The 24435-nt window shown below is 64.3% G+C and carries 28 protein-coding genes and 1 tRNA gene; 13 read left to right on the top strand and 16 right to left on the bottom strand.

Translation table 11 applies throughout. The features are described from left to right. The first annotated feature begins 6 nt into the window (after positions 1 to 6). Positions 7 to 83, top strand: a tRNA-Arg gene (locus tag AC0L27_RS03545). 120 nt (positions 84 to 203) lie between these two features. Here AC0L27_RS03545 and AC0L27_RS03550 read toward each other — a convergent pair. The 3 genes from AC0L27_RS03550 to AC0L27_RS03560 all read right to left on the bottom strand — a co-directional run bounded on the left by AC0L27_RS03550 (position 204) and on the right by AC0L27_RS03560 (position 2211). Further along, positions 204 to 377, bottom strand: a complete 174-nt coding sequence (locus tag AC0L27_RS03550; RefSeq protein ID WP_354203512.1) for a hypothetical protein — start codon at positions 375 to 377, stop codon at positions 204 to 206. A gap of 169 nt (positions 378 to 546) precedes the next feature. Continuing rightward, entirely contained in the window at positions 547 to 912 is a 366-nt protein-coding gene (locus tag AC0L27_RS03555) for a hypothetical protein (RefSeq protein WP_354203514.1), read from the bottom strand. A gap of 15 nt (positions 913 to 927) precedes the next feature. Beyond that, positions 928 to 2211 (bottom strand): hypothetical protein, encoded by a 1284-nt coding sequence (locus AC0L27_RS03560; protein WP_354203516.1) that lies wholly within the window; start codon positions 2209 to 2211, stop codon positions 928 to 930. A 136-nt stretch (positions 2212 to 2347) separates the two neighbouring features. Between AC0L27_RS03560 and AC0L27_RS03565 the strand changes: the two genes are divergently transcribed. After that, positions 2348 to 2575 (top strand): DUF2171 domain-containing protein, encoded by a 228-nt coding sequence (locus AC0L27_RS03565; RefSeq protein WP_354203518.1) that lies wholly within the window; start codon positions 2348 to 2350, stop codon positions 2573 to 2575. A 33-nt stretch (positions 2576 to 2608) separates the two neighbouring features. Here AC0L27_RS03565 and AC0L27_RS03570 read toward each other — a convergent pair whose 3' ends face one another. Beyond that, positions 2609 to 2920, bottom strand: coding sequence for a hypothetical protein (locus AC0L27_RS03570; RefSeq protein ID WP_473317958.1), 312 nt, complete (start codon positions 2918 to 2920; stop codon positions 2609 to 2611). Positions 2921 to 3529: 609 nt separating this feature from the next. Here AC0L27_RS03570 and AC0L27_RS03575 point away from each other — a divergent pair. Continuing rightward, complete coding sequence (locus AC0L27_RS03575) at positions 3530 to 3691, top strand: hypothetical protein (protein WP_007610185.1); 162 nt, start codon at positions 3530 to 3532, stop codon at positions 3689 to 3691. Positions 3692 to 3767: 76 nt separating this feature from the next. Here the strand turns inward: AC0L27_RS03575 and AC0L27_RS03580 are convergent, their stop codons facing one another. The 3 genes from AC0L27_RS03580 to AC0L27_RS03590 all read right to left on the bottom strand — a co-directional run bounded on the left by AC0L27_RS03580 (position 3768) and on the right by AC0L27_RS03590 (position 5307). Beyond that, entirely contained in the window at positions 3768 to 4559 is a 792-nt protein-coding gene (locus AC0L27_RS03580; RefSeq protein WP_473317959.1) for a hypothetical protein, read from the bottom strand. A 185-nt stretch (positions 4560 to 4744) separates the two neighbouring features. Further along, a complete protein-coding gene (locus AC0L27_RS03585) occupies positions 4745 to 4993 on the bottom strand; it encodes a hypothetical protein (protein WP_354203523.1) in 249 nt (82 codons plus the stop codon). Between the two features lie 77 nt (positions 4994 to 5070). Further along, positions 5071 to 5307, bottom strand: a complete 237-nt coding sequence (locus AC0L27_RS03590; protein WP_275172632.1) for a hypothetical protein — start codon at positions 5305 to 5307, stop codon at positions 5071 to 5073. Positions 5308 to 5575: 268 nt separating this feature from the next. Here AC0L27_RS03590 and AC0L27_RS03595 point away from each other — a divergent pair, with 268 nt between their 5' ends. Further along, positions 5576 to 5923: a DUF6481 family protein gene (locus AC0L27_RS03595; protein ID WP_275172633.1), complete on the top strand. Its 348-nt coding sequence runs from the start codon at positions 5576 to 5578 to the stop codon at positions 5921 to 5923. A 140-nt stretch (positions 5924 to 6063) separates the two neighbouring features. Here AC0L27_RS03595 and AC0L27_RS03600 read toward each other — a convergent pair whose 3' ends face one another. Next, entirely contained in the window at positions 6064 to 6306 is a 243-nt protein-coding gene (locus AC0L27_RS03600; protein ID WP_007591301.1) for a pentapeptide MXKDX repeat protein, read from the bottom strand. Between the two features lie 333 nt (positions 6307 to 6639). Here AC0L27_RS03600 and AC0L27_RS03605 point away from each other — a divergent pair, with 333 nt between their 5' ends. The 3 genes from AC0L27_RS03605 to AC0L27_RS03615 are packed head-to-tail and all read left to right on the top strand — an operon-like array spanning position 6640 to position 9568. Then, positions 6640 to 7662, top strand: coding sequence for a TRAP transporter substrate-binding protein (locus AC0L27_RS03605; RefSeq protein WP_354203526.1), 1023 nt, complete (start codon positions 6640 to 6642; stop codon positions 7660 to 7662). Further along, positions 7659 to 8213 (top strand): TRAP transporter small permease, encoded by a 555-nt coding sequence (locus tag AC0L27_RS03610; RefSeq protein WP_106943529.1) that lies wholly within the window; start codon positions 7659 to 7661, stop codon positions 8211 to 8213. Before AC0L27_RS03605 ends, AC0L27_RS03610 begins: the two co-directional genes overlap by 4 nt. Then, a complete protein-coding gene (locus tag AC0L27_RS03615; RefSeq protein ID WP_354203530.1) occupies positions 8210 to 9568 on the top strand; it encodes a TRAP transporter large permease in 1359 nt (452 codons plus the stop codon). Before AC0L27_RS03610 ends, AC0L27_RS03615 begins: the two co-directional genes overlap by 4 nt. 91 nt (positions 9569 to 9659) lie before the next feature. On the opposite strand, the gene AC0L27_RS03620 is transcribed toward AC0L27_RS03615, so the two are convergent. After that, complete coding sequence (locus tag AC0L27_RS03620; protein WP_354203532.1) at positions 9660 to 10343, bottom strand: GntR family transcriptional regulator; 684 nt, start codon at positions 10341 to 10343, stop codon at positions 9660 to 9662. A gap of 205 nt (positions 10344 to 10548) precedes the next feature. Here AC0L27_RS03620 and AC0L27_RS03625 point away from each other — a divergent pair, with 205 nt between their 5' ends. The 4 genes from AC0L27_RS03625 to AC0L27_RS03640 all read left to right on the top strand — a co-directional run bounded on the left by AC0L27_RS03625 (position 10549) and on the right by AC0L27_RS03640 (position 14431). Further along, positions 10549 to 11157: a TRAP transporter small permease gene (locus tag AC0L27_RS03625; RefSeq protein WP_354204533.1), complete on the top strand. Its 609-nt coding sequence runs from the start codon at positions 10549 to 10551 to the stop codon at positions 11155 to 11157. Next, positions 11157 to 12422, top strand: a complete 1266-nt coding sequence (locus tag AC0L27_RS03630; RefSeq protein WP_354054606.1) for a TRAP transporter large permease — start codon at positions 11157 to 11159, stop codon at positions 12420 to 12422. The genes AC0L27_RS03625 and AC0L27_RS03630 overlap by 1 nt, the downstream gene beginning before the upstream one ends. Positions 12423 to 12446: 24 nt before the next feature. Then, positions 12447 to 13430, top strand: a complete 984-nt coding sequence (locus AC0L27_RS03635; RefSeq protein ID WP_354203535.1) for a TRAP transporter substrate-binding protein — start codon at positions 12447 to 12449, stop codon at positions 13428 to 13430. 74 nt (positions 13431 to 13504) lie between these two features. Then, positions 13505 to 14431, top strand: coding sequence for a dihydrodipicolinate synthase family protein (locus AC0L27_RS03640; RefSeq protein ID WP_354203537.1), 927 nt, complete (start codon positions 13505 to 13507; stop codon positions 14429 to 14431). 1 nt (position 14432) lies between these two features. Here AC0L27_RS03640 and AC0L27_RS03645 read toward each other — a convergent pair whose 3' ends face one another. The 4 genes from AC0L27_RS03645 to AC0L27_RS03660 are packed head-to-tail and all read right to left on the bottom strand — an operon-like array spanning position 14433 to position 20110. Next, a complete protein-coding gene (locus tag AC0L27_RS03645; protein WP_354203539.1) occupies positions 14433 to 15344 on the bottom strand; it encodes a hydroxymethylglutaryl-CoA lyase in 912 nt (303 codons plus the stop codon). 1 nt (position 15345) lies between these two features. After that, on the bottom strand, positions 15346 to 17349 hold the full coding sequence (locus tag AC0L27_RS03650; protein WP_354203541.1) for an acetyl/propionyl/methylcrotonyl-CoA carboxylase subunit alpha: 2004 nt from the start codon (positions 17347 to 17349) through the stop codon (positions 15346 to 15348). 4 nt (positions 17350 to 17353) lie between these two features. Then, positions 17354 to 18958, bottom strand: a complete 1605-nt coding sequence (locus tag AC0L27_RS03655; RefSeq protein ID WP_354203543.1) for a carboxyl transferase domain-containing protein — start codon at positions 18956 to 18958, stop codon at positions 17354 to 17356. 24 nt (positions 18959 to 18982) lie between these two features. After that, positions 18983 to 20110, bottom strand: a complete 1128-nt coding sequence (locus AC0L27_RS03660) for an isovaleryl-CoA dehydrogenase (RefSeq protein WP_473318217.1) — start codon at positions 20108 to 20110, stop codon at positions 18983 to 18985. A 157-nt stretch (positions 20111 to 20267) separates the two neighbouring features. On the opposite strand from AC0L27_RS03660, the gene AC0L27_RS03665 reads away from it, so the two are divergent. Next, positions 20268 to 21296: an AraC family transcriptional regulator gene (locus AC0L27_RS03665; protein WP_354203547.1), complete on the top strand. Its 1029-nt coding sequence runs from the start codon at positions 20268 to 20270 to the stop codon at positions 21294 to 21296. Positions 21297 to 21369: 73 nt separating this feature from the next. On the opposite strand, the gene AC0L27_RS03670 is transcribed toward AC0L27_RS03665, so the two are convergent. The 3 genes from AC0L27_RS03670 to AC0L27_RS03680 form a co-directional block, all read right to left on the bottom strand. Then, positions 21370 to 21669 (bottom strand): DUF3551 domain-containing protein, encoded by a 300-nt coding sequence (locus tag AC0L27_RS03670; RefSeq protein ID WP_354203549.1) that lies wholly within the window; start codon positions 21667 to 21669, stop codon positions 21370 to 21372. A 268-nt stretch (positions 21670 to 21937) separates the two neighbouring features. After that, positions 21938 to 22423: an Lrp/AsnC family transcriptional regulator gene (locus AC0L27_RS03675; RefSeq protein ID WP_007591345.1), complete on the bottom strand. Its 486-nt coding sequence runs from the start codon at positions 22421 to 22423 to the stop codon at positions 21938 to 21940. A gap of 262 nt (positions 22424 to 22685) precedes the next feature. Beyond that, on the bottom strand, positions 22686 to 22991 hold the full coding sequence (locus AC0L27_RS03680; RefSeq protein WP_247499210.1) for an ETC complex I subunit: 306 nt from the start codon (positions 22989 to 22991) through the stop codon (positions 22686 to 22688). Positions 22992 to 23250: 259 nt separating this feature from the next. Between AC0L27_RS03680 and AC0L27_RS03685 the strand changes: the two genes are divergently transcribed. After that, positions 23251 to 24420 carry an OpgC domain-containing protein gene (locus AC0L27_RS03685; RefSeq protein WP_354203552.1) on the top strand — a complete coding sequence of 390 codons (1170 nt, stop codon included), beginning with the start codon at positions 23251 to 23253 and terminating at the stop codon, positions 24418 to 24420. Positions 24421 to 24435: the final 15 nt, after the last annotated feature.

A 24435-nucleotide genomic window follows, 5' to 3' on the forward strand; every position in this document is an offset into this window, starting at 1 on the left:
CAAGCCGGTCCCGTAGCTCAACTGGATAGAGCATCAGATTTCTACTCTGAGGGTTGCAGGTTCGATTCCTGCCGGGATCGCCATTTCAGTCTCGAGCGTTCATCGTGAGCCCGGTCTACGATGCGCGCCTGCAGAATCCACCGTCCTTCACGAACGCGTGGGTCGCCTCGCTCCGGGCTTTGATCCAGGCAAACGAGCCCTATCTATCCGCCGAGCGACGTGCGCCCGATAAGGACTTCGATGCCACTATCCGACTTGACGAGAATGGCTATCGCATCTGCGGTCGCGATCGTGGCAATATCGTTCCTGGCAGTTGACGCGGGAGTCGTGAACTCCGGCGCCATCACGAAGCCCATCGCGACGGCGCGGGCTTCCATCGCGGACGCGGCGGCTAGCCAGCATCAACTCGCCTTCGCCGTTCAGGCATGGACGCGTCGCGGCCACCAGAAGCCGGCCGTGGAAGAATGCCTGGCGATCGATTGAAACAGCGCAGTTTGTCGCCGCTTTCGTTTCGCGGATGTATGCGCAACATAACAATCATGTTTGTTACAGGCCATTATTCCCCCGGATGAAGATCGTCCAAATCCAGCCGAACAGTGCGCTCAAGGCGGCGACCGATGCGGCGATTGCCGCGGTCCGGGTCCACCAGATCTGCCGCTCGTGCCGTTCGATATCCGCCTCGGATTTTTGATTATCTTTCCAGTTCAGCCATTCCTGGGCGAACCCGATCGTCATGACGGGCGCGGTTCCGATCGCAATCGCTCCTGCAGATGCCGCGTCGGTCTGGGCTAGCCGCGCTCGGACGTTGGTTGCACCCGTCTTTTCAAGCACCGCAAGCCATTGCTGGGACTGTTCGTCTGAAACATGCCACGTGCATTCCCTGTAAGGAAACGCGTTCGATCGCTCTGTCATGGCCTTGCACCGTACTCACCCTTCAGTCTCGCCCTGATGTCGCGCCCACCACCCGGCAATCGCCGCCGCGAGATCCTTCCACAACGCCGTGGGCAAATCCGGCACGGCGACCCGGACGCTGTACCGATCCTTGGTCGCGTCGTGAAACCACTCGGTCGCCGCGAAATCGAAACCAAAACTGCCGGCGTGGCGAATGGGGAAGCCTTTGGCGCTGAGGTCGCGGCTCATGTCGTCGGCGGCCTGCCGCGCGGTCGCCTCGTCGAGGGCGCGCCTGCCGCGAAGCGTGACATAGAGGCCGTGGGTGAAATGCAGCTCGGCCGAGAGCGAAGCGAGCTCGGAGGCGAAATATCGCGCCGTGTGGCGACCGTTGCGCAGGATCGCCGCGACGCGCCTTTTCGTCAGGGCCCAATAGCCCGCTGAGCCCACGAATGGCGGGAAGTGCGCCGGCAACGCCGCGCCACCGAGAAGCCGGACGGCGTTGCGGGTTTCCGCCGCCAGGCTTTCGGACAGCAGCTGGCCTGCCTTGAGGTCCTTCCGGCTCCAATGCACGAACACGGCAGAGCCGAGCCGGCCGTATTCCACCCCGAGCGAATCCAGCTTGTTGTGGCTTCGCACCAACACTACGGGAATGTCCCATCGCGCGGCCCATCTCAGGACGCGCCGGATGCGCCCCGATCTGCCGGCGAAACATGTGGTGTCGAAAATCAACAGATCGAGCCCCGAACCGTCGCAACGCAAAGCCGCTTCGAACGCCCCGGCAGGAGCGCATGAATCCAGCAGGAGAAGCCGTGGCGAGGCTGCCGCAGCGAACGCTTCGGCCAGCGGCAGTCTGGCGGTGACAAGTCGCAAATGGGGGACGAGGCTCTCGATCAGCTCCAGTGTCTCGCCGTATGTGCCCGGCAGCACCACGATGTCCGCCTTGCCGGTGATTCGTGCGGACGCGAGCAGCAGCGCGGAGATCGCGGCCATGCCGGATGCGGTATAGATCGCCTCGCTCCGGCAGCCGCGCTCGAGTTCATAGAACGAGGGACCGCGGACCTTGAGGTCCGCGCGCTGATAATCGTAGCTGAACACGAACGGACCGCTGGTGGGAGACGCCGCGTGCGACCAGGCGGTCTCCGTCGCCTTCCAGTCCTGCAGCGCATGCTCCGCGCGCAGCGCGGCGGCGAGCCGAAATTTGGAGTCCACGACCTCGTCGACCGATTGCGGCCGAGCCAAATGCAGCGGGCTCCTCAGGCAATCGTTCAGCAGCCCGATTTCCCTGTGCTTTCGTTCGAGATAGGCCTCGGAGGTCTCCATGCGGATATTGATAACGGTCCTGGCAATTGCGGTTGCCTTTCAACGCTCGGCGAACGCATTGGCTCCAGACAGTCGACCCGCTCGTCCTTGCAACGAAGACCGGTCCTCGCCGTTGACACTTCACAAGGAGAACATCATGAGCGAGATCAGAGAGCATATGAAGATCATCGGCAAGGACGGCGCGCCTGTCGGCACCGTCGACCCCGTCGAGGGAAACCGCATCAAGCTGACGCGGAAGGACAGCCCGGAAGGTCACAAGGACCATCATCATTACATCGACACGAAATATGTGGGTGCCGTCGAAGGCGATATCGTCAAGCTTTCGGTCAATGCCGACGCGGTGCCGAAGTCGGAAGCGGCCTGAGTCAGCAAATTTCCCCGGAGGCTTTTTGTTTGTTCACGGTCCTGCTCCGCTTCGTTCCGCGAAACGAATCGCGATCGGAAAATCGTCGTCCGAACAAGTCTTAACGTCGCGTTTCTGCGACTCTCGTGAGGCGTCGAGCGTCACGAGTACGGGCCACAAGCGGTAGGCGTCGATCGCGGCGTTGGACAGCAGCAACCGTCGGCGTTCGCCACCCCGCATCATGCGGTCGATCCTGTTCAGGATGAACCGGGCCGCGTCCCTGCGCTCGCCAGTAAGCAGGCCGGATTGGTCGAGATATTTCCAGGCAATCTCGAAGGACTCTGCGCGCAACTCGGGATCGTTCATAGCGGCTCAACGTCGGCGAGGAACCGACGTTCCATCGGCAAGATGCGCCTCCCCGGCCGGCCTTCATGATCTCGCGCGAAAAGAATTGAGGAGGCGCGGAACGAACCTCCGGTCGGCGCGTTCGCTATCGAGTGGTGCCGATTTGCCAGCCCCGATCGGCTCTCGAGAACCCCGTGCTTGTCCCCCGAGCACGGGGTTTTTCTGTGAATACGGGTATTGTCGCAAGAACGTGGGCTCAGTCCGTCCGCTCTTCGCGCCGGTCGCGGGCGAGTTGATGCCAGGCCAGGGCCAGCTCGATGAGACGTTGCCGGTCGGGGCCTTCGGCCGCCACGGCGCGCTTCATCGCCGCCTCGGCTTCGTGCTGTGGATCGTACTTAGTACACATGAAGCCAATTCTAGCCGGACGATCTGGACAAGCGCGTGGCAATTTCGTCCGTATGATTGCGGGGTTAATCCGCACTTGGGGATTTGCGACTCGATCCAGTTCACGCATCTGTCTGGCCTTGATGCGCACCGATCTGTGAAGTGCGTCACAGCCGGCGCCCGACGCCTCCGCTAAACAGTCCTCAGCGCTCTCAGGAGCGAGAAGGCATGGGAGGTGGTCCCGTCATGACACAAGAAGCCGCAGCCGAAATTGCCGTCCCGACGCGACGCGAAAGATCCGATCCGCTCGGCATCGCATATCTTGCGACCATCGGTATCGTGATGCTGGCCTGGATCGCGGGCCTGGTCTGGGCCGCGATCGCGTTCTTCAGCTGGCTGGTGTCCTGACGCGCGCGGCCACGCCACAAATGAAAAGAGGCGGACTTTTCATCCGCCTCTTCGCATCAGGTCTTGCCTGGAGTGCTCAGTAACACGCGCGGGGGTCAGCCTGCACATATTGGCCGCTCGGATAGCGGTAGTAGCAGTTGCCCTGGGCCAGATAGTAGCCAGGACGCGAAGCAGCCGTCGCGCCGGCGATCGCGCCGGTGGCACCGCCGATCACGGCGCCTGCGGCCGCACCTGAGGCGTTGCCCGAGATCAGGCCGCCCAGCAAGCCGCCGACGATGGCGCCGCCAAGCGCGCTCGCGCCGGGATCGGCGGGTGGCGGTGGCGGTTCGTAGGCGACCGGCGGCGGGGCGTAGGCCACAGGCACGTCATCGTAATAATCCTCCGAGATGTAGGCCGGCGGGCCGGCCATCCGCTGCGGATAATAATACCGCGCGCCGCCCACATCCCACCACCAGCCGGAGCGGCCGTTGTGGACTTCGTGGCGCCAGCGTCCGCCATCCCAGGCGAGATGGCCGCGATAGCTGTGACCGCCCCAATCGCGCGCCGGTGCGGGACCCCTGGCGTAATTGCGTCCGGGGGGCGGGCCGCCGGCATTGCGCGGCGCCGGAGCTGGACCGCTAAGGCCCGGACCTGCATGACCGGGGCCGCCGGCGTGAGGCTGGCCGCCGGGCTGTGGCGCCGGCCGGGCAACCTGCTGCGGCGGCGGACCCTTGCGCATGTTCTGAGGCGGAGCACTGGCGCCCGGTCCGGCCGATGGCTGGGCGGCGTCTCTCGGCGGCCTGGCCTCCTGAGCCTGCGCCGGGACGGCGAGCATCGACATCGCCGAAACCAAGGGAATGATGATCTTGATGCGACTGGACGCACTCATGCGTGCTTGCCCCCTATTCTCTCGATTGCGGTCAATGGCCGTGATGCCTGGCGCGATAGACGATTCGGCTCGCGCTGAGCTGATGCCGGCTGACATGACTGACCTGCTTTGGTCGCCCAAGTCCCGTTACAAATGATTAAGATCACGACATTTTTTTCGTCCGCGCGGGCCGCGCTGGAGTGCTTCTAGCGGGCCGGCTCGATCACGTTGCAGTTGCTTCGCCCGGACATCAGGCAGTCCTGCATCTTGCTGGCCGAGGTGAGATCGCGCGCGAGCCACCAGCCGACGCCGAGGATCACGATCGCGATGATCAAGCCCGCAATGGCGCCGCGGCGGTTGTCACCGGATTGAGGTTTTGGAGGGGATTTGGGCTTCGCGCCCGGTTCGGGCTTACGTTCGGACTTTGCTTCGGACTTTGCTTCGGACTTGGACATGGCTGGCCGATCACGGGGGCGAGCGGGCTTTATCACCTCTGCGGCGTGGCGTCACATCTCGCCCAAGCTTCTCCCGGTTAGCCTCGGGTGGGCCGGATCGCTTCCTTGCGCGAGGTTTCGACCGCCGGGATCGCCTGCTGGACCCGCGGTGCGCAGGTCGTGAGCACGAACGCGGTCTGGGTGCATTCCCAATCTGCGCCCAGGACGGCACTTTCGATCGGCTGCGGCCGGGCGAGGAGCAGCGTGGCACCGGCCAGGGCTGCCACCGTGACGGCGATTGCGAGCGCCTTCACGCTCAGTCTTGAGATCGTCATACCCGTGCTCCGCGTCTCATACCGGGCGGGACGCTAGGCACCGCCCTGGTGCCCCCATATGAGGGACATCACAATTCGGCAGTTTTTCGGGGCTACGAGAGATCGTCGGGGGCGGCGATTTTCGTCTACCTGATCGGCTGCGATTATAGGTGGCATCACGGCGCGCGCCGATGTACACGCATCTGCGTCGCGCGGCGCCCGCTATGCCCAGCCGACGTACCAACAGGCAGTGATGTAGGATCGAAAGCGAGGATGACAAGGTTCGCCGATGAGTGGATTTAGGGAACCAGGCTTCTCCGACCGACAAAAGGCGGCACAGGAAGCACGCAAGAACCTTTTGAACAAATTCAAGTCGCAGCCAGGGCCGGATGATCCGGCGGTTGTGGCGAAGCGTGCGGAGCGCGAGGCCCTTGCGGCCAAGCGCGCCGAGGCAAAGGCTGCGCGAGAGACGGAAAAGGCCGAGCAGAAGCGCCTTCAAGAAGAGGCTGCCGCGCTCGAGTCCGCGCGGATCGCCCGCGAAGCCGAAGAAGCCGTCGCGAAGGCGGCCGAAGCCGAGGCCGAGCAAAAGGCCAAGCGAGACGCTCGCTACGCCGCCCGCAAGGCGAAGCGCAAGTAACGTTCGCAAGTCTAACGCTCGCAAGTCACGTTCAATTGAATTTGGACTGAAACAACACTCTGGGGGGCGGTCATACGTGACCGCCCCCGGATTTTTGGCGCGCGTCTGTCTGTCGCAAGCGCCTCCTCGACGATGGAAGATCAGTGCTTCTTCATCATCCCGTCGTCTTTCTTCATCCCGTCCTTCGACATCGTGTCCTTCTTCATGCCGTCGTCCTTGGACATGGTGTCCTTCTTCATGCCGTCCTTGGACATCGTGTCCTTTTTCATCATGCCGTCATCCTTGCCCATCTTGTCCTGGGCAAAAGCGGCCGGCGACAGCGCGAGGCCGAGCGAGAGAACGGCCGCCGAAACGCCGAGCGCGATGCGGGTACGAATGGTCATGACTGGTCTTCCCTTCGAGATGGATGTTTGTCAGCGACGGACGCCGCTATCTGATCTCGACGGATTGCCACGGGGCGTTGTTACGCGGCCGCTGATAAATTTCTGCGCGCCCGCCGCCGTCCTTCGTTCGGCGGATGCAGGAGATCGGGTGTGTGCAACGCAACATAGCCGCCTCTTGCCGCGGCATTCGGTCTCGAACTATCAGACTAGAGAACATTGTCTGAAAGACCGGCTAGGATGGGCCTCAGCACGGTTTCGAAGACCGACCCAAAATCACGGCAAACAAGAACCCTCCAAAGAACCGTTCAAAAAACCGCCCAAGGGAATCACACCATGCTCACGCGCCGCCACCTGATCGCGACTGCCGTCGCCGCACCCGCCATTCTCCGTTTCGGCACCGGCACCGCGCATGCCGCGACCACGCTGAAGATCTCGCATCAGTTCCCGGGCGGCACCGTCGACAAGGGCGATTTCCGCGACCGGCTCTGCCGCATGTTCGCCGCCGAAGTCAGTAAGCGCAGCAACGGCGACATCGCCGCCGAGATCTATCCGAACTCCTCGCTGATCAAGACCAACGCGCAGTTCTCCGCGATGCGTAAGGGCGCGCTCGACATCAGCCTCTATCCGATGCCCTATGCCGGCGGCGAATTGCCGGAAACCAATATCGGCCTGATGCCGGGCCTCGTCACCACCTACGACCAGGGCATGCGCTGGAAGAAGGAGCCGGTCGGCAAGGCGTTGACCGACTTCCTCGCCGACAAGGGCATCATCCTGCTCAGCTGGGTGTGGCAGGCCGGCGGCGTCGCCAGCCGCTCCAAGCCGATCGTGGCCCCCGAAGATGCCAAGGGTCTCAAGGTGCGCGGCGGCTCGCGCGAGATGGACATGGTGCTGCAGACCGCCGGCGCCTCGGTGCTGTCGGTGCCCTCAAACGAAATCTACGCAGCGATGCAGACGGGTGCCTGCGATGCCGGCATCACCTCCTCGACCAGCCTGATCTCGTTCCGCCTTGAAGAAGTCGCGAAATCGCTGACCTCTGGCGCAGGCGCGTCCTATTGGTTCATGCTCGAGCCGCTGATGATGTCGAAGGCGATCTTCGACAAGCTGCCGAAGAACCAGCAGGACATCCTGCTCGCGGTCGGCACCGAGCTCGAAGCATTCGGCCGCAAGGGCGCGCAGGACGACGACGTCGAGGTCGCCAAGGTCTACGAGAAGGCCGGCGCCAAGGTCTCGGCGCTCGATGCCGCAACCGTCGGCAAGTGGCGTGACATCGCCCGCGACACCGCATGGAAGGACTACGGCGCCAAGACCGCGACCTCGGCCAACCTGCTCAAGCTCGCGACCGACGTCGCCGCATGAGCCACGGTCCGCTTCCGGATCGTGACGACCAGGCCAACGCTGCCGCAAGGACCGGCCTTGCGGCGGCGATCGATCGCGGTCTCGCCATCCTCAACAGCATCATCGTCGTGTTCGCCGCGATCGCACTGATCGCGGCCTGCGCCATCCTGAGCTACAGCGTGCTCAGCCGCGCTTTGTTCAAGGCCGCCAATTACTGGCAGGACGAGGCGGCGGTGTTCCTGCTGGTGGGCGCCACCTTCATGACTGCCGCCTACGTGCAGCAGAACCGCGGTCACATCGGCATCGAGGCCTTCGTCGGCCTGCTCTCGCCGCTGGCGAACCGGATCAGGCTCTGGCTGGTCGATGCCGTGACGCTTCTGTTCTGCGCTTTCTTCGCCTGGAAGTCCTGGACGCTGGCGCATGAAGCCTATGTCGACGGCCAGGTCTCGAACTCGATGTGGTCGCCGCCGCTGGCGATCCCCTATTCGCTGATGGCGTTCGGCATGAGCCTGCTCTGCGTCCAGATCCTCGTGCAGCTTGCGCTGCCTTTCGCTGGAGCCAGGCGTTCATGAGCGTTTTCGGTATCGGCCTCGCGTACGGGATCGCGACGCTGGTCGTGATGTTTTCGGGCATGCCGATTGCGTTCGCGCTCGGCGCGGTCGCGGTCGTGTTCATGGGCATCTACATGCCCGCCGCCTCTCTCGATACGGTGACGCAGAACGTCTACGAGGAAATGGCCTCGATCACGCTGCTTTCGATCCCGCTCTTCATCCTGAAGGGCGCCGCGATCGGCAAGTCGCGCGCGGGCCAGGATCTCTACTCGGCTCTGCACGCCTGGCTGCACCGCGTCCCCGGCGGCCTCGGCGTCGCCAACGTGTTCGCCTGCGCGCTGTTTGCGGCGATGGCGGGCTCCTCGCCCGCAACCTGCTCGGCAATCGGCTCGGCCGGAATCCCCGAGATGCGCAAGCGCGGCTATTCCGGCGGTTTTGCCGCCGGCATCATCGCCGCCGGCGGCACGCTCGGCATCCTGCTGCCGCCGTCGATCACCATGATCCTGTTTGCTGTCGCCGCCGAAAAATCGCTGGGACGGCTGTTCCTCGCCGGCATTGGACCCGGCCTGCTGCTGGTCTCGTTGTTCGGCATCTACGCCGTGATCCGCTTCCGCCAGGAATATGCCGCGGCCGAAGCGATCTACAAGAACGGCGGCCCGGAAGCTGCGATCCTCGCCCGCGACGAGTACACGCTCGCGGAACGCTTCAGCGTGCTGCCGCGCGTGATCCCCTTCGTGCTGCTGCTCACCGGCGTCATGATCGCGCTCTATGGCGGCTACGCCACGCCGTCGGAGACCGCCGGCCTCGGCGGCCTCTTGGCGCTGGCATTGATTGCGGCGATCTACAGCGTGTGGCGGCCGAGCGACCTCGCCCCGATCCTGAAATCGACGATCCGGGAATCGACGATGCTGATGATGATCATCGGCATGTCGCTGCTCTACTCCTACGTGATGAGCTATCTGCACATCTCGCAATCGGCGGCCGAATCCGTCGTCGCGATGCATCTGCCGCGCTGGGGCCTCTTGTTCGCGATCCTCGTCATGGTCGTCGTGCTCGGCTTCTTCCTGCCGCCGGTCTCGATTATTCTCATGACCGCGCCGATCATCCTGCCGCCGCTTCGCGCGGCGAACTTCGACATCATCTGGTTCGGCGTCGTCATGACTATCGTGATGGAGATGGGGCTGATCCATCCACCCGTCGGCCTCAACATCTTCGTCATCCGCAACGTCGCGCCCGACATTCCCTTGCGCGAGGTGATCTGGGGCACGCTGCCGTTCGTGCTGCTGATGATGGTCGCGGTGCTGCTGCTGTGCTTCGTGCCGGAGATCTCGACCGCGCTGCCGGATCTGGTGATGGGCCCGGACGGGAGCAGGTAAAACTCCCGTAGGGTGGATTAGCCGAAGGCGTAATCCACCTCTTCTCGTCAATGCGGTCAGAAAGAGGTGGGTTACGCTTCGCTAACCCACCCTACGATTTCTCTTTCCGCCGCGACCGCGGTGCGATCGCCACCACCTGCAACAGATCCTTGCGCACGGCTTCGATGTGCCGCTCCAAAAACCGGCAGGCCTCCTCGATCTTTTGCGTGCGGCAGAGCGCGATCAGATGAGCGTGCTCCTTCTCGGCGGTCCCCATCGCCTTGGTGTTGGAGAGCTGGAGACGCGTATAGCGGTCGCTGGTCTGGAGCAGTGACAGCACGATCGCCCGGGTGCGGGGCTGCGGGGCATGGACATACAACGCCATGTGGAAGTCGGCGTTGAGCTGCCCCCATTCGCTGACGTTGCGGGCCTTGATCGCCTTCTCGAAGCTCTTGTGGATGTCGTCGAGCCCCGCGAAATCCTCCACGGTGAATCGGGGGGCCGAGTGCGCTAGCAGCCGCGGCTCCAGGATCCGGCGCAGGTCGAAGACGTCGTTGATCTCGTCCAGTGACAGCTCGGAGACGATGGCGCCCTTCTGCGGAACGATCCGCACCAGGCCCTCCGCTTCGAGCTGAAACAGCGCCTCGCGCACGGGGATACGGCTGACGCCATAGGCCTCGCCAAGCGCATCCTGGCGCAGTTGCGATCCGGCCGGATAGGTCCCGTCGAGGATTGCCTGTCGGAGTTGGTCGACGATCGCAGCCGACAGGGTGCGATGCTTCAGAGGCGCTTTCATCCGATATTCCGTCCGTTCCCGACTCGGCCGGCCGGAACGGTCCCTGTCTTGCATGTTGATGTCATCCCGTCCCCCGCGAAAAGGTCGTGCACGCCTTCGAGGCAGCCCGCAATTCCATTTGACAGCCAAAATGTATAAATTATACATTCGGCCATCGCACGACAAATCTTGCGGGCAATGGGGCCTCTTCATGATCGAGCAGACGATGCCGGCCACGCGCGCGTTCAGCGTTCGACGCATGATCGTCCGCGCTTCCAGCGCCCTGCTCGCTGTCGAGCGCATCGCATTGATGGGCCTGATGTACCTGCTCACCGGCCTGATCCTGGTCAACGTCGTCACCCGCTACTCGCATTTTCCGATCTACTGGATCGACGAATCCGCGGTCTATTGCGTGGTCTGGCTGACCTTCATCGGGGCGTCCGCGATGACGCGGCTGCGGCTCGATTTCGCGGTGACGATGCTGACGGAACGTCTTTCGCGCCGCGCCCAGAAGATCGCGAAGGTGATCTCGATCGGCCTCGTCGTCGTGTTCGGCCTCGCCCTGATCGTCACCTGCGTGCTCTGGATGGACCCGATTGGCCTTGCCCGCGCCGGTTTCGACGGGCGCAAGCTGGCGGCCCAGACCTTCAATTTCCTCTACACGGAGCATACCCAGACGCTGAACTGGCCGACCTGGGTGCTCTATCTGACGCTGCCGATGTTCGCGGTGTCGATGACCGTGCATGGCCTCGCCAATTTGCTGGAAGACCTCGAGCTGGTCCCGCGCACGCAACCGAAGGGCTTTGCGCTCTCCGAACTCGACGGGGTCAACTGATGATCACGTCGGCAGCCTTTCTCGCGATCATGCTGGTCGGCGTGCCGATCGGGCTCTGCCTGTGCCTTGCCGGCCTGGTTTACATCGCGGCGTCCGGCAATCCGGTGCTGTTCCAGTCCTATCCGCTCCAGCTGTTCGGAGGCGTCGACAGCTATGGCCTGATCGCCATTCCGCTCTTCATCCTGATCGGCGAGATCATGAACGGCGGCGGCATCACGCGGCGCATCGTCGACATGGCGATGGCCTTCGTCGGCTCGCTCAAGGGCGGGCTCGCCTACGTCAACATCCTCGCCAACATGTTCATCTCCTCGATCCTGGGATCGGCGACCGCACAGGTCGCGATCATGGCCCAGATCATGGTGCCGGAGATGGAGAAGAAGGGCTACGACAAGACGTTTGCGGCGGGACTGACCGCCTATGGCGGCATGCTCGGCCCGATCATCCCGCCGTCGGTGATGTTCGTGGTCTACAGCGTGCTCGCGCAGGTCTCGGTCAGCGACATGCTGATCGCCGGCATCGTGCCGGGCGTCATCCTCACGGTGATGTTCTGCGTCGTCATCGCCCTGATGGGCTACATCTACAACTATCCGCGCGCCGACTATCAGACGCCGCGGCAGCGCGTGGCGACGATCCTGCGGACCTCGCCCACCCTGCTGATCCCGATCGTCATCGTCGGCACCATCCTCGGCGGTCTCGCCAACGCGACGGAATCCGCCGCCGTCGGCGCCGTTGCCGCCGCCCTGGTCGGAAAGTTCTGGACCAGGGAGTTCGAATTCTCGCAGCTGCCGCAGATGATGCTGCGCAGCGCGATCTATGCGGCGATCGTGCTGTTCCTGGTGGCCGCCGCGGCGGTGTTCTCCTGGGTGCTGATCTTCGGCAAGGTGCCGCAGGAAACCGCCGCCTGGATCCAGACGGCCGCCAAGGACCCGATCAGCTTCATGCTGATCTGCAACGTCATCCTGCTGGTGATCGGCACAGTGATCGACGGCATTCCCGGCCTGATCATGACGGTGCCGATCCTGCTGCCGGTCGCAACCGACGTCTATCACATCGATCCCCGGCATTTCGGCGTCGTGGTGGTGATCAACCTGGTTCTCGGCCTGTTGTCCCCGCCGGTCGGGCTCTGCTTCTTCGTCGCGGCCGCCGTCACCGGCGCCAAGCCCGGCAAGATGTTCATGGTGACGCTGCCCTTCTTCGTCATCTCCTGCGTCCTGCTGGTGCTGCTCTCGCTCTATCCGTCGCTCTCGCTGATCCTCATCAAATAGGCCCGTCAAAAAGGAAGCCCGACCATGCCGCTATCACGCCGCCGCTTTCTCGCAGCCAGCGCCGCCGCATCGGTGTTTGCGCCGTCGCTGGCGCTCGCGCAGGCCAAGGAATTCCGCCTCGGCCTGATCACGCCGAACGGCCATTCCTGGAACAAGGCTGCGCTCAAATTCGGCGAAGACCTCAAAGCCGCTACCAACGGCCGCCTGACCCTGACCGTGTTCCACTCCGGCCAACTCGGCAACGAGCCCGCGATGATGCAGCAATTGCAGTCCGGCGCGCTTGACATGGGCTTCATCCAGGCCGCCGAGCTCGGCTCGCGCGTGCCGCACATCGCTGCGATCAACGCGCCTTACATCGTCCGCTCGACCCCTGCGGTCGCGAAATTCGTGCGGCATCCGGCGGCGGTCAAGCTGTTCGAGGTGCTGCCGCAGGAGACCGGGACGATCGGGCTAGGCTGGGGCATCACCGGGATGCGGGCGGTATTCTCCTCCAAGGATCTGACTTCGCTCGCCGACATCAAGGGCATGAAGCTGCGGATCAATCCGACGCCGGTCTATCGCGATTTCTACTCATCGCTGGGTGCAGCCCCGACGCCGATTCCGACGCCGCAGGTGTTCGACGCGATGGCCAACGGCCAGGTCGACGGCCTCGAAGCCGACCTCGAATTCTCCTGGAACCAGCGCTTCGACAAGGTATCGAAGGTGATCCTGCAGATGAACGCCGTCTTCATGCCGATGGCCGCAGTGGTGTCGGGCCGGGTCTGGCAGTCGCTCCCCGCCGCCGACCGCGAGCTGATCGCCAAGACCGTCAAGTCGACGCTGGATGCGCAGATCGACGAGTTGGCCTCCAACGAGCCCACCCTGATCGAGAATTTCCGCAACGCCCCGATCCCGATCCGCCAGGTGCCAGCCGGCGATACCGAAGCTGTCATTGCCGAGTTCGACAAGATCTGGCTGCCCAAGGCACCTGTCCTCGCCGAGCTGCGCAAGGTCGGCGCCACGCTCTGATCCCACCCGCCATCCCCTTCAAAACACCCGGCGGATCCAGCCTCCCGCCGGCAAAATCCACTCGGAGTCAAACCATGAGCCGCCGCGTTTCCTGGGAAGGCGTCTTCCCGGCCGTCACCACGCAATTCCACGACGATCTCTCGCTCGACATCGCCGCGACCGCGAAGGTGATGGACGGGCTGATCCGTGACGGCGTCTCCGGCCTGATCGTCTGCGGCTCGGTCGGCGAGAACACCTCGCTGGAGCGCAAGGAGAAGGTCGCGATCATGGAGACCGCGAAGTCCGTCACGGCCGGCCGCGTCCCCGTATTGTGCGGCATCGCCGAATTCACCACGGCCTTCGCGGTCGAAACCGCGAAGGAGGCCGCGCGCGTCGGCATCGACGGCGTGATGGTGATGCCGGCCCTGGTCTATTCGTCCAAGCCGCACGAGACCGCCGCGCATTTCCGTGCCGTCGCCACCGCGACGGACCTGCCGGTGATGCTCTACAACAACCCGCCGATCTACAAGAACGACGTCACTCCCGACATCCTGGCCACGCTCGCCGACGTCGAGACCGTCGTCTGCTTCAAGGATTCCTCCGGAGATACTCGGCGCTTTATCGACACCAGGAACATGGTCGGCGATCGCTTCGTGCTGTTCGCCGGCCTCGACGACGTCATCGTCGAGAGCATCGCGATGGGCGCCGTGGGGTGGGTCTCCGGCATGTCCAATGCCTTCCCGCGCGAGGGCGAGACGCTGTTTCGTCTGGCCAAGGCGGGGCGCTTTGCCGAGGCGATGCCGCTCTACGAATGGTTCATGCCGCTCTTGCATCTCGATGCGCGCCCGGACCTCGTCCAGTGCATCAAGCTGTGCGAGCACATCATGGGCCGCGGCACCGCGCTGACGCGCCCGCCCCGCCTCGCGCTGCTGCCGCAGGAGAAGGCCGAGGTCGAGGCGATGATGGCCAAGGCGCTAAAGAGCCGGCCGCGCCTGCCCGATGTGGGGCTGAAGGCAGCGTAAGCTAGATCGCGGCGCGCATCAGCCTGGCGTTCAGCGCGGACGCCACGCGGCTCACGGGCGACTTGCCCAGCACGCCGCTCATCTCATTCGTGGCGGCCAGCAGTCGGTCCATATCGACACCGGTCCTGATTCCCATGCCCTCGAGCATGTAGACGACGTCCTCGGTCGCGACATTGCCGGTCGCGCCCGGCGCGTAGGGGCAGCCGCCGAGGCCGCCGGCGGCGGCATCGATGACACGGACACCCTCCTCCAGGCCGGCATAGAGATTGGCGAGCGCCTGGCCGTAGGTGTCGTGAAAATGCATCGCGAGGTTGGCGGGAGGGATGTTGGCGCTGACCGCCCGCAGCATCTCTTTGGCTTTGGCCGGCGTGCCTACCCCGATGGTGTCGCCGAGCGAGATTTCGTAGCAGCCGAGCTCCCACAGCGTGGTGGCGAGATCGGCCACCGCCTTCGGCTTGATCTCGCCGTCGAACGGACAGCCCAGCACGCAGGAGACATAGCCGCGGACCATGACACCATCGGCCTTGGCGCGCGCCAGCACGGGCCTAAACCGCTCGATGGATTCGGCGACCGTGCAATTGATGTTGGCCCGCGAAAAGCCCTCGGAGGCCGCGGCGAACACGGAGACCACCTTCGCGCCCGCGGCGCGCGCGGCGTCATAGCCCTTCTCGTTCGGCACCAGCACGTGGAATTCGGCGCCGGTCAGGTGGCTGACGCCGCGCAGCACAGCCTCCGAGCTCGCCATCTGCGGGATCGCCTTGGGCGAGACGAAGGCGCCGACCTCGACTGTATTGAGGCCGGCGGCAACCAGCGCCTCGATGAAGGCGATGCGGGCCTCGACGCTGACCGCCGTCTTCTCGTTCTGCAAGCCGTCGCGCGGCCCCATTTCGATGATGCGGACCTGATCGCTCATCTCATTCTCCGGAAGGCTCGACCACGGCGAGCTCGACGCCCTCCTGGACGATGTCGCCGACCTTGCACTTGATGGACTTCAGCACGCCGGCATAGGGCGCCCGCAGCGTCTGCTCCATCTTCATCACTTCCAGGGTGAGGATCGGCGCGCCCTTCTCGAGGTTGGCACCCTCCTCCGCCAGCACGGCGACGACGGTGCCCGGCAACGGCGCCGCGATCTTGTCCGCGCCGGCCTGCTCCTCCATCTCGCCGCCGAACGGATCGACCCAGTGCAGATCGAAGCGGCCGTTGCGCGTGCGCAAATACAGCTCATGGCGATCGATCACGGCCGCGACCGACGATTTGACGCCGTCGAGGGTCAGGTCGAAGCCGCCGCCCTTCGCCGCGATCGTGAACGCCAACTCGCGTTCGCCGATCACCAGTGTGGACGGGCCGCTGCCGTAGTTCAGCACAACCTTCTGCTCCGGCCCGTGGCCAACGCGAAAGGCAAAGTTGCGCTGGCGGCGGCCGACCTGCATCCAGCCAAAGGTCTGCCAGGGCGAGCTCGCCTCGCCTTGCGCGGCCTGCCGCTCATCATTGACGATCGCAGCCACCGCGGCACACAGCTCGAGCTCGCCTGGCGCCGGCGGAGCCTGCGTCAGGACTGCCAGCTCGCGCTCGATGAAGCCGGTGTCGATCGCATTCGCCCGCACCTTCGGATGCGTGATCAGAGCGGAGAGGAACGGGATGTTGGTGACGATGCCGCGAACGTCTGAATCCTCAAGCCCGCGATTCAGCCGCTCGATCGCGACATCCCGCGTCGGTGCCCAGGCGATCATCTTTGCCAGCATTGCATCGTAGTACGGCGAGACGGCATCGCCCTCGCGATAGCCCGCGTCGATGCGCAGACCGCCGGTTTCCGCGGGCAACCGCCAGGTCGAAATCTTTCCAACTGACGGCATGAAGTTCTTGGTCGGGTTCTCCGCGTAGACCCGAGCCTCGACGGCATGGCCGTTGAGCTTGATCTCATCTTGTTTGAGCGGCAGCGCCTCGCCGAAGGCGACCCGGAGCTGCCACTCGACGAGGTCGATCCCGGTGATCAGCTCGGTCACGGGATGCTCGACCTGGAGGCGGGTGTTCATCTCGATGAAGAACACGTCCTTGCCGTCGGAGACGAACTCGATTGTGCCGGCGCCGACATAGTTCACCGCGCCCGCCGCTTTTCGCGCGGCGGCGCAGACCGTCTCACGCTGGGCTGGATTGAGGGTCGGCGACGGCGCCTCCTCGATTACCTTCTGGTGGCGGCGCTGCAGCGTGCATTCGCGCTCGAACAGCGACAGCAGATTGCCGTGGCTGTCGCCGATGATCTGCACCTCGATATGCCGGGGATTGTCGACGTATTTTTCGATCAGCATGCGGTCGTCGCCGAACGCGGCCTTGGCCTCGCGCTTGGCGCTAACGATCGCAGGCGCGAGCTCCTCCGCCGAGCGCACGATGCGCATACCACGGCCGCCGCCGCCGGCGGACGCCTTCACGAGAATGGGAAAACCGACCTTCTCGGCCGCCTTCGCCAAGGTCGCCTCGTCCTGGGCCTCGCCGTGATAGCCGGGCACCAGCGGCACGCCGGCCTTCTCCATCAGCGCCTTGGAGCCGGACTTCGAGCCCATCGCCGTCATCATCCCGGCGGTCGGGCCGACGAAGACCAGTCCCGCATCGAAGCACGCCTGGGCGAATTCGGCATTCTCCGACAGGAAGCCGTAGCCGGGATGGATCGCCTCCGCGCCGGTCTTGCGCGCGGCCTCGATCAGCCGCTCGGCATTGAGATAGCTGTCGCGGGCGCGTGCGGGCCCGAGCAGCACGGCCTCGTCGGCGAGCGCGACATGCATCGCACCGCGGTCCGCCTCGGAATAGACCGCGACCGTGCGCAGGCCCATGGCGCGCCCGGTGCGGATCACGCGGCAGGCGATCTCGCCGCGGTTGGCGATCAGGAGCGTGCGAAAACGACGGTAGAGCTTTGAGCGGTCCATCGCATCACATCCTGAACAGGCCGAATTTCGTCGGTTCGATCGGCGCATTCGACGCCGCCGAGAGGCCGAGGCCGAGCACCAGCCTTGTATCGGCCGGGTCGATCACGCCGTCATCCCACAGCCGCGCGGTCGCATAGTATGGATGCCCCTGGCTCTCATATTGCGCGCGGATCGGGCTGCGGAATGTCTCCTCGTCTTCTTTCGACCAGCTATCGCCCTTGGCTTCGATATTGTCGCGGCGGACCTGGCTCAGCACCATCGAGGCCTGCTCGCCGCCCATCACCGAGATGCGCGCGTTCGGCCACATCCACAGGAAGCGCGGTGAATAGGCGCGACCGCACATGCCGTAATTGCCGGCGCCGTAGGAGCCGCCGATCACGACGGTGAATTTCGGCACCGACGCTGTCGCGACCGCCGTCACCAGCTTGGCGCCATCCCGCGCGATGCCGCCGGCTTCGTATTTCTTGCCGACCATGAAGCCCGTGATGTTCTGCAGGAACACCAGCGGAATGCCGCGCTGGCAGCACAGCTCGATGAAATGCGCCCCCTTCAGCGAGCTCTCGCTGAACAGGATGCCGTTGTTAGCGATGATGCCGACCGGAAAACCCCAGATGTGGGCGAAGCCGCAGACCAGCGTCGTGCCGTAAAGCTTCTTGAACTCGTCGAATTCGGAGCCGTCGACCACGCGCGCGATGATGTCGCGCACGTCGAACGGCTTGCGCCCATCGACGGGCACCACGCCGTAGATCTCCTCCGCCGCAAACAAGGGATCACGCGGCGGATGCATGTTGAGGTTCGGTCGCACGGACGGCTTCAGCGTGCCGACGATGCGGCGGGCGATGCCGATCGCGTGCGCATCGTTCTGGGCGTAATGATCGGTCACGCCCGACTGCCGCGAATGCACGTCGGCGCCGCCGAGTTCTTCGGCGGTCACCACTTCGCCCGTCGCCGCCTTCACCAGCGGCGGCCCGCCGAGGAAAATGGTGCCTTGATTGCGCACGATGATGCTCTCGTCCGACATCGCGGGGACATAGGCGCCGCCCGCCGTGCAGGACCCCATCACGATGGCAATCTGCGGGATACCTTGCGAGGACATCTGGGCCTGGTTGTAGAAGATGCGGCCAAAGTGACGCTCGTCCGGAAATATCTCGTCCTGCAGCGGCAGGAAGGCGCCGCCGGAATCCACCATGTAGACGCAGGGAAGATTGTTCTGCCGCGCCACGTCCTGCGCGCGCAAATGCTTCTTCACGGTCATGGGATAATAGGTACCGCCCTTGATGGTGGCGTCGTTGGCGACGATCACGCATTCGCGGCCCGCGATGCGCCCGACCCCGGTGACGACGCTGGCCGAATGCACGTCGCCTCCATGGAGGCCATAGGCCGCGAGCGGCGACAGCTCCATGAACGCGGTGCCGGGATCGACCAGCAGGTCGACCCGCTCGCGCGCCAGCATCTTGCCGCGCGACGTATGTCGGTTGCGCGAGACCTCGCCGCCGCCGCCGGCGACCTGGCTCAGCTTTTCGCGCAAATCCGCGACGAGGGTGCGCATGGCCTCGGAATTGCGCGCAAAGTCCGACGAAGACATATCGATGCTGGAATGGAGCGGCATGTTGGATCCAATTGCGTGAAGGTTTTAAGCCGTCTCGGCCATCAATTCGCGCCCGATCAGCATGCGCCGGACCTCGGAGGTGCCGGCGCCGATCTCGTAGAGCTTTGCATCGCGCCACAGACGTCCGACCGGAAATTCGGATGTGTAGCCGACGCCGCCAAGCGCCTGGATCGCCTCGCCGGCCATCCACGTCGCCTTCTCGGCGGAATAGAGGATCGCAGCGGCGGCATCCTTGCGCAAGCTGCGCGCGTGATCAGCGCGGTCGCAGGCGCGGCCCACTGCATAGACATAGGCGCGCGTGGCCTGCCAGGTCGCGTACATGTCGGCAAGCTTGCCCTGCATGAGCTGGAAGTCGCCGATCGGCTGCCCGAACTGCTTGCGCTCGTGCATGTAGGGCACCACCGCGTCCATGCAGGCCGCCATGATCCCGAGCGGGCCGCCGGAGAGGACCGTACGCTCATAGTCGAGCCCGGACATCAGCACCTTGACGCCCTCGCCGACCTTGCCAAGCACGTTCTCCTCCGGCACCTCGCATTCGTCGAAGAACAGCGGATAGGTGTTGGAGCCGCGCATGCCGAGCTTGTCGAGATGCTGGCCATGGCTGAAGCCCTTGGCCCCCTTCTCGACCAGGAAGGCGGTCATGCCGCGCGGACCCGCTTCCGGATCGGTCTTGGCGTAGACCACCAGCACGTCGGCATCGCCGCCATTGGTGATCCACATCTTCGAACCGTTGAGCACGTAGCGGTCGCCGCGCTTGTCGGCGCGCAGCTTCATCGAGACGACGTCGGAGCCGGCGCCGGGCTCGGACATCGCGAGCGCGCCGACATATTCGCCGGAGATCAGTTTTGGCAGATAGCGCTCGCGCTGCGCATCATTGCCGTTGCGGCGGATCTGGTTGACGCAGAGATTGGAGTGGGCGCCGTAGGAGAGCCCGACCGCGGCCGAGCCGCGCGAAATCTCCTCCATCGCGACGATATGGGCGAGATAGCCCATGTTGGAGCCGCCATATTGCTCCGGCGCGGTCATGCCGAGCAGGCCGAGGTCGCCGAGGCGCTTCCACAGGTCCGCCGGGAATAGATTGGCTTTCTCGATATCGGCGGCACGCGGGGCGATCTCCGCCTCCACGAAGGCGCGCAGCGTGTCGCGCAGCATGCTGATGTCTTCGCCCAGATCGAAATCGATGCTCGGGATATTCAAGGCGATTCCTCCGTCTTTTGGGGACCGAACCTAGCGGCATCGGGGCCCTTCTGCCGTCGAAAAGGTTGCATTTTCCGCCAAACTTGGCGAGGATTTTCCCAGAGGATTTCCGATGCCTTTTCAGGTCGCAACCGCAATCCCGCGCCGCGCCGTGACCCCAGCCGCCTTCGTCCGCGGGGTCGTTGCCGCTTACGAACGCTACGGCCGCGATCCGACCGAGGCGCTGAGCCGGGGTCAGGTAACGCCAGACCTTGTCAATTCTCCGGATGGGCGGGTCACGGCCGGCCAGTTCGAGGCGCTGGCGGGCCATGCCATGCGCGAACTCGATGACGAGGCGCTCGGCTGGTTCTCGCGGCGGCTGCCCTTCGGCACCTACGGCATGCTGTGCCGCGCCTCGATCACCGCCCCAACGCTGGAGGTCGCACTCAAGCGCTGGTGCCGGCACCATCGTCTGCTCACCGAGGACGTGCTGCTCGATCTCGCCGTCAGCGAGGAGACCGCGGTCGTGTCCATCCGCGAGCTGCGTGACCTCGGGCATTTGCGCGAATTCTGCCTGGTCACCCTGCTCCGCTATGTCCTCGGCTTTTCCTGCTGGGCTGTGGATTCCAGGATCGCGCTCCGCACCGCGGAATTTCCGCACCCCGAGCCCGGCCATGTCTCGGTCTATCCGACCATCTTTTGCCGAAACATCCGCTTCGATGCGGACCGCGCTTCCATCACCTTCGACAAGCATTATCTGTCGTTGCCGCTCACCCGTAGCGCGGCGGACCTCGACAACATGCTCAAGGGCGCGCTGCGGCTGACCGTGCTCCCCTATCGGCGCGACCGGCTGCTGGTCGAGCGCGTTCGCCGCGTGCTCCGCAATGCGCGCGGACGCAGTCTCGGAGCCGAGGATGTCGCGAGCGAGCTGGCACTCTCCACCCGCACCATGCACCGGCGCCTGCGCGAGGAATCGACCTCGCTGCGCGATCTCAAGGAAGAAGCAAAATTCGAGCTCGCCAAGCAGGAGCTGATGCGCGGTCGTAGCCCGATCAAGCGGATCGCGGAGATCGCCGGCTTCCGCAACGAGAAAAGCTTTTCCCGCGCCTTCCGCACCTGGGCCGGCGCCTCACCTCGCGAGTTTCGCGGCAGGTATCGCTGACGCGCGGCCTGTCATGCTGTTGCGGCCTCCGAGATCCAACTCGGAGGCCGCAACATTTCGAAACCGGTCCCGATCAGTTCGAGTTGGTCTGCCCGCCCGGGCGGAGCTTGGTGCGCGACTGCGTCTGCTTCGGCTGGAAGGCCAGCGCGTCGGTCGAAGTCTTCGCGCCGCCGCTCTGCGAGCACGAGCCGCCGATGCCGCCGGCCGCCGCCCGGCAGGCCTCCATCGTCGGATAGCCGCAACCGTGCGCGGCCTGGGCGCCATTGGTGATGCAGTAGTCTTCCGCCTGGGCAGCCGGCGCGGTCATCATGAGAAACGCAGAGGCAAACAGCGTCGCAGCGGATGCGACGAACGTCTTCGAGGTCGAGATCATGTTGTCTTTCCTGCTTCAGGGTCCCACAAAGAGGCCTCGGCATGCGACGCAGGCTGAGGTTCACACTTCGCATGTAGGCCGGCGCCGGGAACCGGCAATCACGTCTCGGCGCATTGCAGGACTTCCCAAATCACATGTCACAGTTAGGTGAGTTACTAATCTTTTTATCCGTCTTATCCGAACCTGTTTCCCGATAACGGAATCATCCCGCGCCTTCGATTTCCGGATCTCGTTGTGCGAGCCACGTTTGGGATCCGTCGCCGCCGAACTATCCTGCCGCCGCGATCTCCTGCAACGGCAGCGGTACGTCCTTCGCCACGCCCAGCACCGGGAAGCTGCGGACGTTCTTCACGTTCGGCATCGCGGCGAAATGTAGGAGCTGCTGGCGCATGCTCTCGACGCTCGGCGCCACGCATTTGAGAAGATAGTCGGTGTCTCCCGAAATCCGCCAGCACTGCTGGATGCGCGGGATCGCGGCGATGGAGCTCTCGAACGCGGCCAGCACCGGCTGGGCCTGGCTGCCGAGCTGGATCGAGACGAACGACACCACCTCGTAGCCGAGCAGCCGCTCGTCTATGACGGCGCGCACCGCCCGGATCACGCCGCGGCTGAACAGCGATTTCAGCCGCCTCACGCAGTTGGGCCCGGACACCCCGACGCGGAGCGCTAGCTCGTTGTTGCGAACCCGCCCGTCCTGCTGCAACTCGGAGAGTATTTTCAGATCGACGCCGTCGAGCTGGTCACGCCCCGCCATAGCCCACCTCGTCATGCTCGTCTTATGCGCGGCAGCGAAGCACGGAGCGGAATGGCTGCCAAGGGCAGGACGATGGGAAGAACCCGCGTGGTTGCCTGAGCTTGTCCCGGCCAGCCGCGGGCTTTCACGCCGAGGCTAAAAACGTAGATGCCCGGGACCCGGCTCCGCCAAGGCTTCGCCGGGCATTCGGTGTTGGGCCGGCGAAGCTTCAGCGAAGACGGCAAGCCCAGGCATAACGAGAGTCTCGACGCGCGGCCCGCCCTCAATGCGTCCAGGGCTCGCCGCGGCGGAACGAGAAATTGTCGGAATAGGCGACAGGCCGGCGCACCGATTCCTTCGGCTCGATTACCTGGTAGGCGATACCCTTGCGCTCGCAATAGGCGACAGCCTCTTCCTTGCTGTGGAAGCGTAACGTGATCTGCTGCTTCATGTCGCCGGACGAGGTCCAGCCCATCAGCGGCTCGACCGCGCGCGGCTGCTCGGGCTCGTAGTCGAGCTGCCATTCCTTGGTCTTCGACCGGCCGGATTGCATCGCGTTCTTGGCGGGCTTGAAAATGCGTGCGGTCATGGATGGTCCGGGCCTCTTGTTCGTCTTTTCGTTCGATTTCGATGCGTCACGGTAGCAGTTGGTGGAAACCGCGGGCATAGTATAGAGACACCTTTTGGGAACTGATCGGTGATTCCGGCCCCCGGGATGCCTCGCCGATGGGTATAATCATTATGCTGCATCGTGACAATTGCGTACCCGCCTTCCGCGCCGGGATCTCGCCTGGCGGCCCTGCTTCGTTGACCTCTCCCTGTCCGTCCCCTCCGAAAGCTCCCGTCGCATGTCCTTCCTGAATATCAACGCCACGCTCCCCGAGAAGGGCCGTGACCTCAGGCTCGACCTGTTTCGCGGCATTGCGAACTGGGCGATCTTCCTCGACCATATCCCCGACAACGTGGTGAACTGGATCACCACCCGCAATTACGGCTTTTCCGACGCCGCCGATCTGTTCGTCTTCATCTCCGGCTACACCGCCTCCTTCGTCTATGCACGGATGATGCTTGAGCGCGGCTTCCTGGTCGGCGCCACGAGGCTGACCAAGCGGGTCTGGCAGCTCTACGTCGCCCACATCATTCTGTTCGTGATCTACATCGCCTCGATCAGTTATCTGGCGCTGCGCTTCGGCGATTCCGAGATGATCAACGAGTTCAACGTCGCCGGCCTGGTCGACAACGCCACCGAGACGCTGCGCCAGGGCCTGTTCCTGCGCTTCAAGCCGCTCAATCTCGACGTGCTGCCACTCTACATCGTGCTGATGGGGCTGTTTCCGCCGGTGCTCTGGTTCATGCTGCGCAAGCCGGACCTGACGATGGCACTGTCCATCGTGCTGTGGCTGACGGCGCGCCATTTCGGTTTGAACCTGAACGCCTATCCGGCCGGACAGTGGTACTTCAACCCGTATGCCTGGCAGGTGCTGTTCGTGTTCGGAGCCTGGTGCGCCCTGGGCGGCGCGCGGCGCTCGATGACGTTGATCAACGCGCCGGCCACGCTGTGGCTCTGCCTCGGTTACATGCTGTTCGCGCTGGTCATGACCATGGCTGGCCGCTTCCCGACCCTCGGCGGCATGTTCCCGGAATGGCTGTTCTCGGCGTTCAACCCGAACGACAAGACCAACCTCGCGCCCTACCGCTTCATCCACTTCGTCGTGATCGTGATCCTGGTGATCCGCTTCGTGCCGAAGGACTGGCCGGGCCTGGAATGGAAAGGGTTCGACCCCATCATCGTGTGCGGCCAGCAGTCGCTCGCCGTGTTCTGCGTCGGCGTGTTCCTGTCCTTCGTCGGTCATTTCGAGCTGTCGATGAGCTCGGGCTCGCTGCTCGCGCAGATCTTCGTCAGCGTCGCCGGCATCGCGATCATGACGACGGTGGCCTATTACATCTCCTGGTCGAAGAGGCAGGACAAGCCGCTGAAGCCGCCGCCGCCCAAGCCTGCGGCCGCAAAGGCCGCTTGAAGGGGCAGCAGCGAT

Source organism: Bradyrhizobium sp. Ken51 (genome assembly GCF_055807435.1).

Coding starts and splice junctions, on each gene's coding strand:
- AC0L27_RS03550 (WP_354203512.1), bottom strand. CDS start 377: ATGGAAGCCCGCGCCGTCGCGATGGGCTTCGTGATGGCGCCGGAGTTC.
- AC0L27_RS03555 (WP_354203514.1), bottom strand. CDS start 912: ATGACAGAGCGATCGAACGCGTTTCCTTACAGGGAATGCACGTGGCAT.
- AC0L27_RS03560 (WP_354203516.1), bottom strand. CDS start 2,211: ATGGAGACCTCCGAGGCCTATCTCGAACGAAAGCACAGGGAAATCGGG.
- AC0L27_RS03565 (WP_354203518.1), top strand. CDS start 2,348: ATGAGCGAGATCAGAGAGCATATGAAGATCATCGGCAAGGACGGCGCG.
- AC0L27_RS03570 (WP_473317958.1), bottom strand. CDS start 2,920: ATGAACGATCCCGAGTTGCGCGCAGAGTCCTTCGAGATTGCCTGGAAA.
- AC0L27_RS03575 (WP_007610185.1), top strand. CDS start 3,530: ATGACACAAGAAGCCGCAGCCGAAATTGCCGTCCCGACGCGACGCGAA.
- AC0L27_RS03580 (WP_473317959.1), bottom strand. CDS start 4,559: ATGAGTGCGTCCAGTCGCATCAAGATCATCATTCCCTTGGTTTCGGCG.
- AC0L27_RS03585 (WP_354203523.1), bottom strand. CDS start 4,993: ATGTCCAAGTCCGAAGCAAAGTCCGAAGCAAAGTCCGAACGTAAGCCC.
- AC0L27_RS03590 (WP_275172632.1), bottom strand. CDS start 5,307: ATGACGATCTCAAGACTGAGCGTGAAGGCGCTCGCAATCGCCGTCACG.
- AC0L27_RS03595 (WP_275172633.1), top strand. CDS start 5,576: ATGAGTGGATTTAGGGAACCAGGCTTCTCCGACCGACAAAAGGCGGCA.
- AC0L27_RS03600 (WP_007591301.1), bottom strand. CDS start 6,306: ATGACCATTCGTACCCGCATCGCGCTCGGCGTTTCGGCGGCCGTTCTC.
- AC0L27_RS03605 (WP_354203526.1), top strand. CDS start 6,640: ATGCTCACGCGCCGCCACCTGATCGCGACTGCCGTCGCCGCACCCGCC.
- AC0L27_RS03610 (WP_106943529.1), top strand. CDS start 7,659: ATGAGCCACGGTCCGCTTCCGGATCGTGACGACCAGGCCAACGCTGCC.
- AC0L27_RS03615 (WP_354203530.1), top strand. CDS start 8,210: ATGAGCGTTTTCGGTATCGGCCTCGCGTACGGGATCGCGACGCTGGTC.
- AC0L27_RS03620 (WP_354203532.1), bottom strand. CDS start 10,343: ATGAAAGCGCCTCTGAAGCATCGCACCCTGTCGGCTGCGATCGTCGAC.
- AC0L27_RS03625 (WP_354204533.1), top strand. CDS start 10,549: ATGCCGGCCACGCGCGCGTTCAGCGTTCGACGCATGATCGTCCGCGCT.
- AC0L27_RS03630 (WP_354054606.1), top strand. CDS start 11,157: ATGATCACGTCGGCAGCCTTTCTCGCGATCATGCTGGTCGGCGTGCCG.
- AC0L27_RS03635 (WP_354203535.1), top strand. CDS start 12,447: ATGCCGCTATCACGCCGCCGCTTTCTCGCAGCCAGCGCCGCCGCATCG.
- AC0L27_RS03640 (WP_354203537.1), top strand. CDS start 13,505: ATGAGCCGCCGCGTTTCCTGGGAAGGCGTCTTCCCGGCCGTCACCACG.
- AC0L27_RS03645 (WP_354203539.1), bottom strand. CDS start 15,344: ATGAGCGATCAGGTCCGCATCATCGAAATGGGGCCGCGCGACGGCTTG.
- AC0L27_RS03650 (WP_354203541.1), bottom strand. CDS start 17,349: ATGGACCGCTCAAAGCTCTACCGTCGTTTTCGCACGCTCCTGATCGCC.
- AC0L27_RS03655 (WP_354203543.1), bottom strand. CDS start 18,958: ATGCCGCTCCATTCCAGCATCGATATGTCTTCGTCGGACTTTGCGCGC.
- AC0L27_RS03660 (WP_473318217.1), bottom strand. CDS start 20,110: ATGCTGCGCGACACGCTGCGCGCCTTCGTGGAGGCGGAGATCGCCCCG.
- AC0L27_RS03665 (WP_354203547.1), top strand. CDS start 20,268: ATGCCTTTTCAGGTCGCAACCGCAATCCCGCGCCGCGCCGTGACCCCA.
- AC0L27_RS03670 (WP_354203549.1), bottom strand. CDS start 21,669: ATGATCTCGACCTCGAAGACGTTCGTCGCATCCGCTGCGACGCTGTTT.
- AC0L27_RS03675 (WP_007591345.1), bottom strand. CDS start 22,423: ATGGCGGGGCGTGACCAGCTCGACGGCGTCGATCTGAAAATACTCTCC.
- AC0L27_RS03680 (WP_247499210.1), bottom strand. CDS start 22,991: ATGACCGCACGCATTTTCAAGCCCGCCAAGAACGCGATGCAATCCGGC.
- AC0L27_RS03685 (WP_354203552.1), top strand. CDS start 23,251: ATGTCCTTCCTGAATATCAACGCCACGCTCCCCGAGAAGGGCCGTGAC.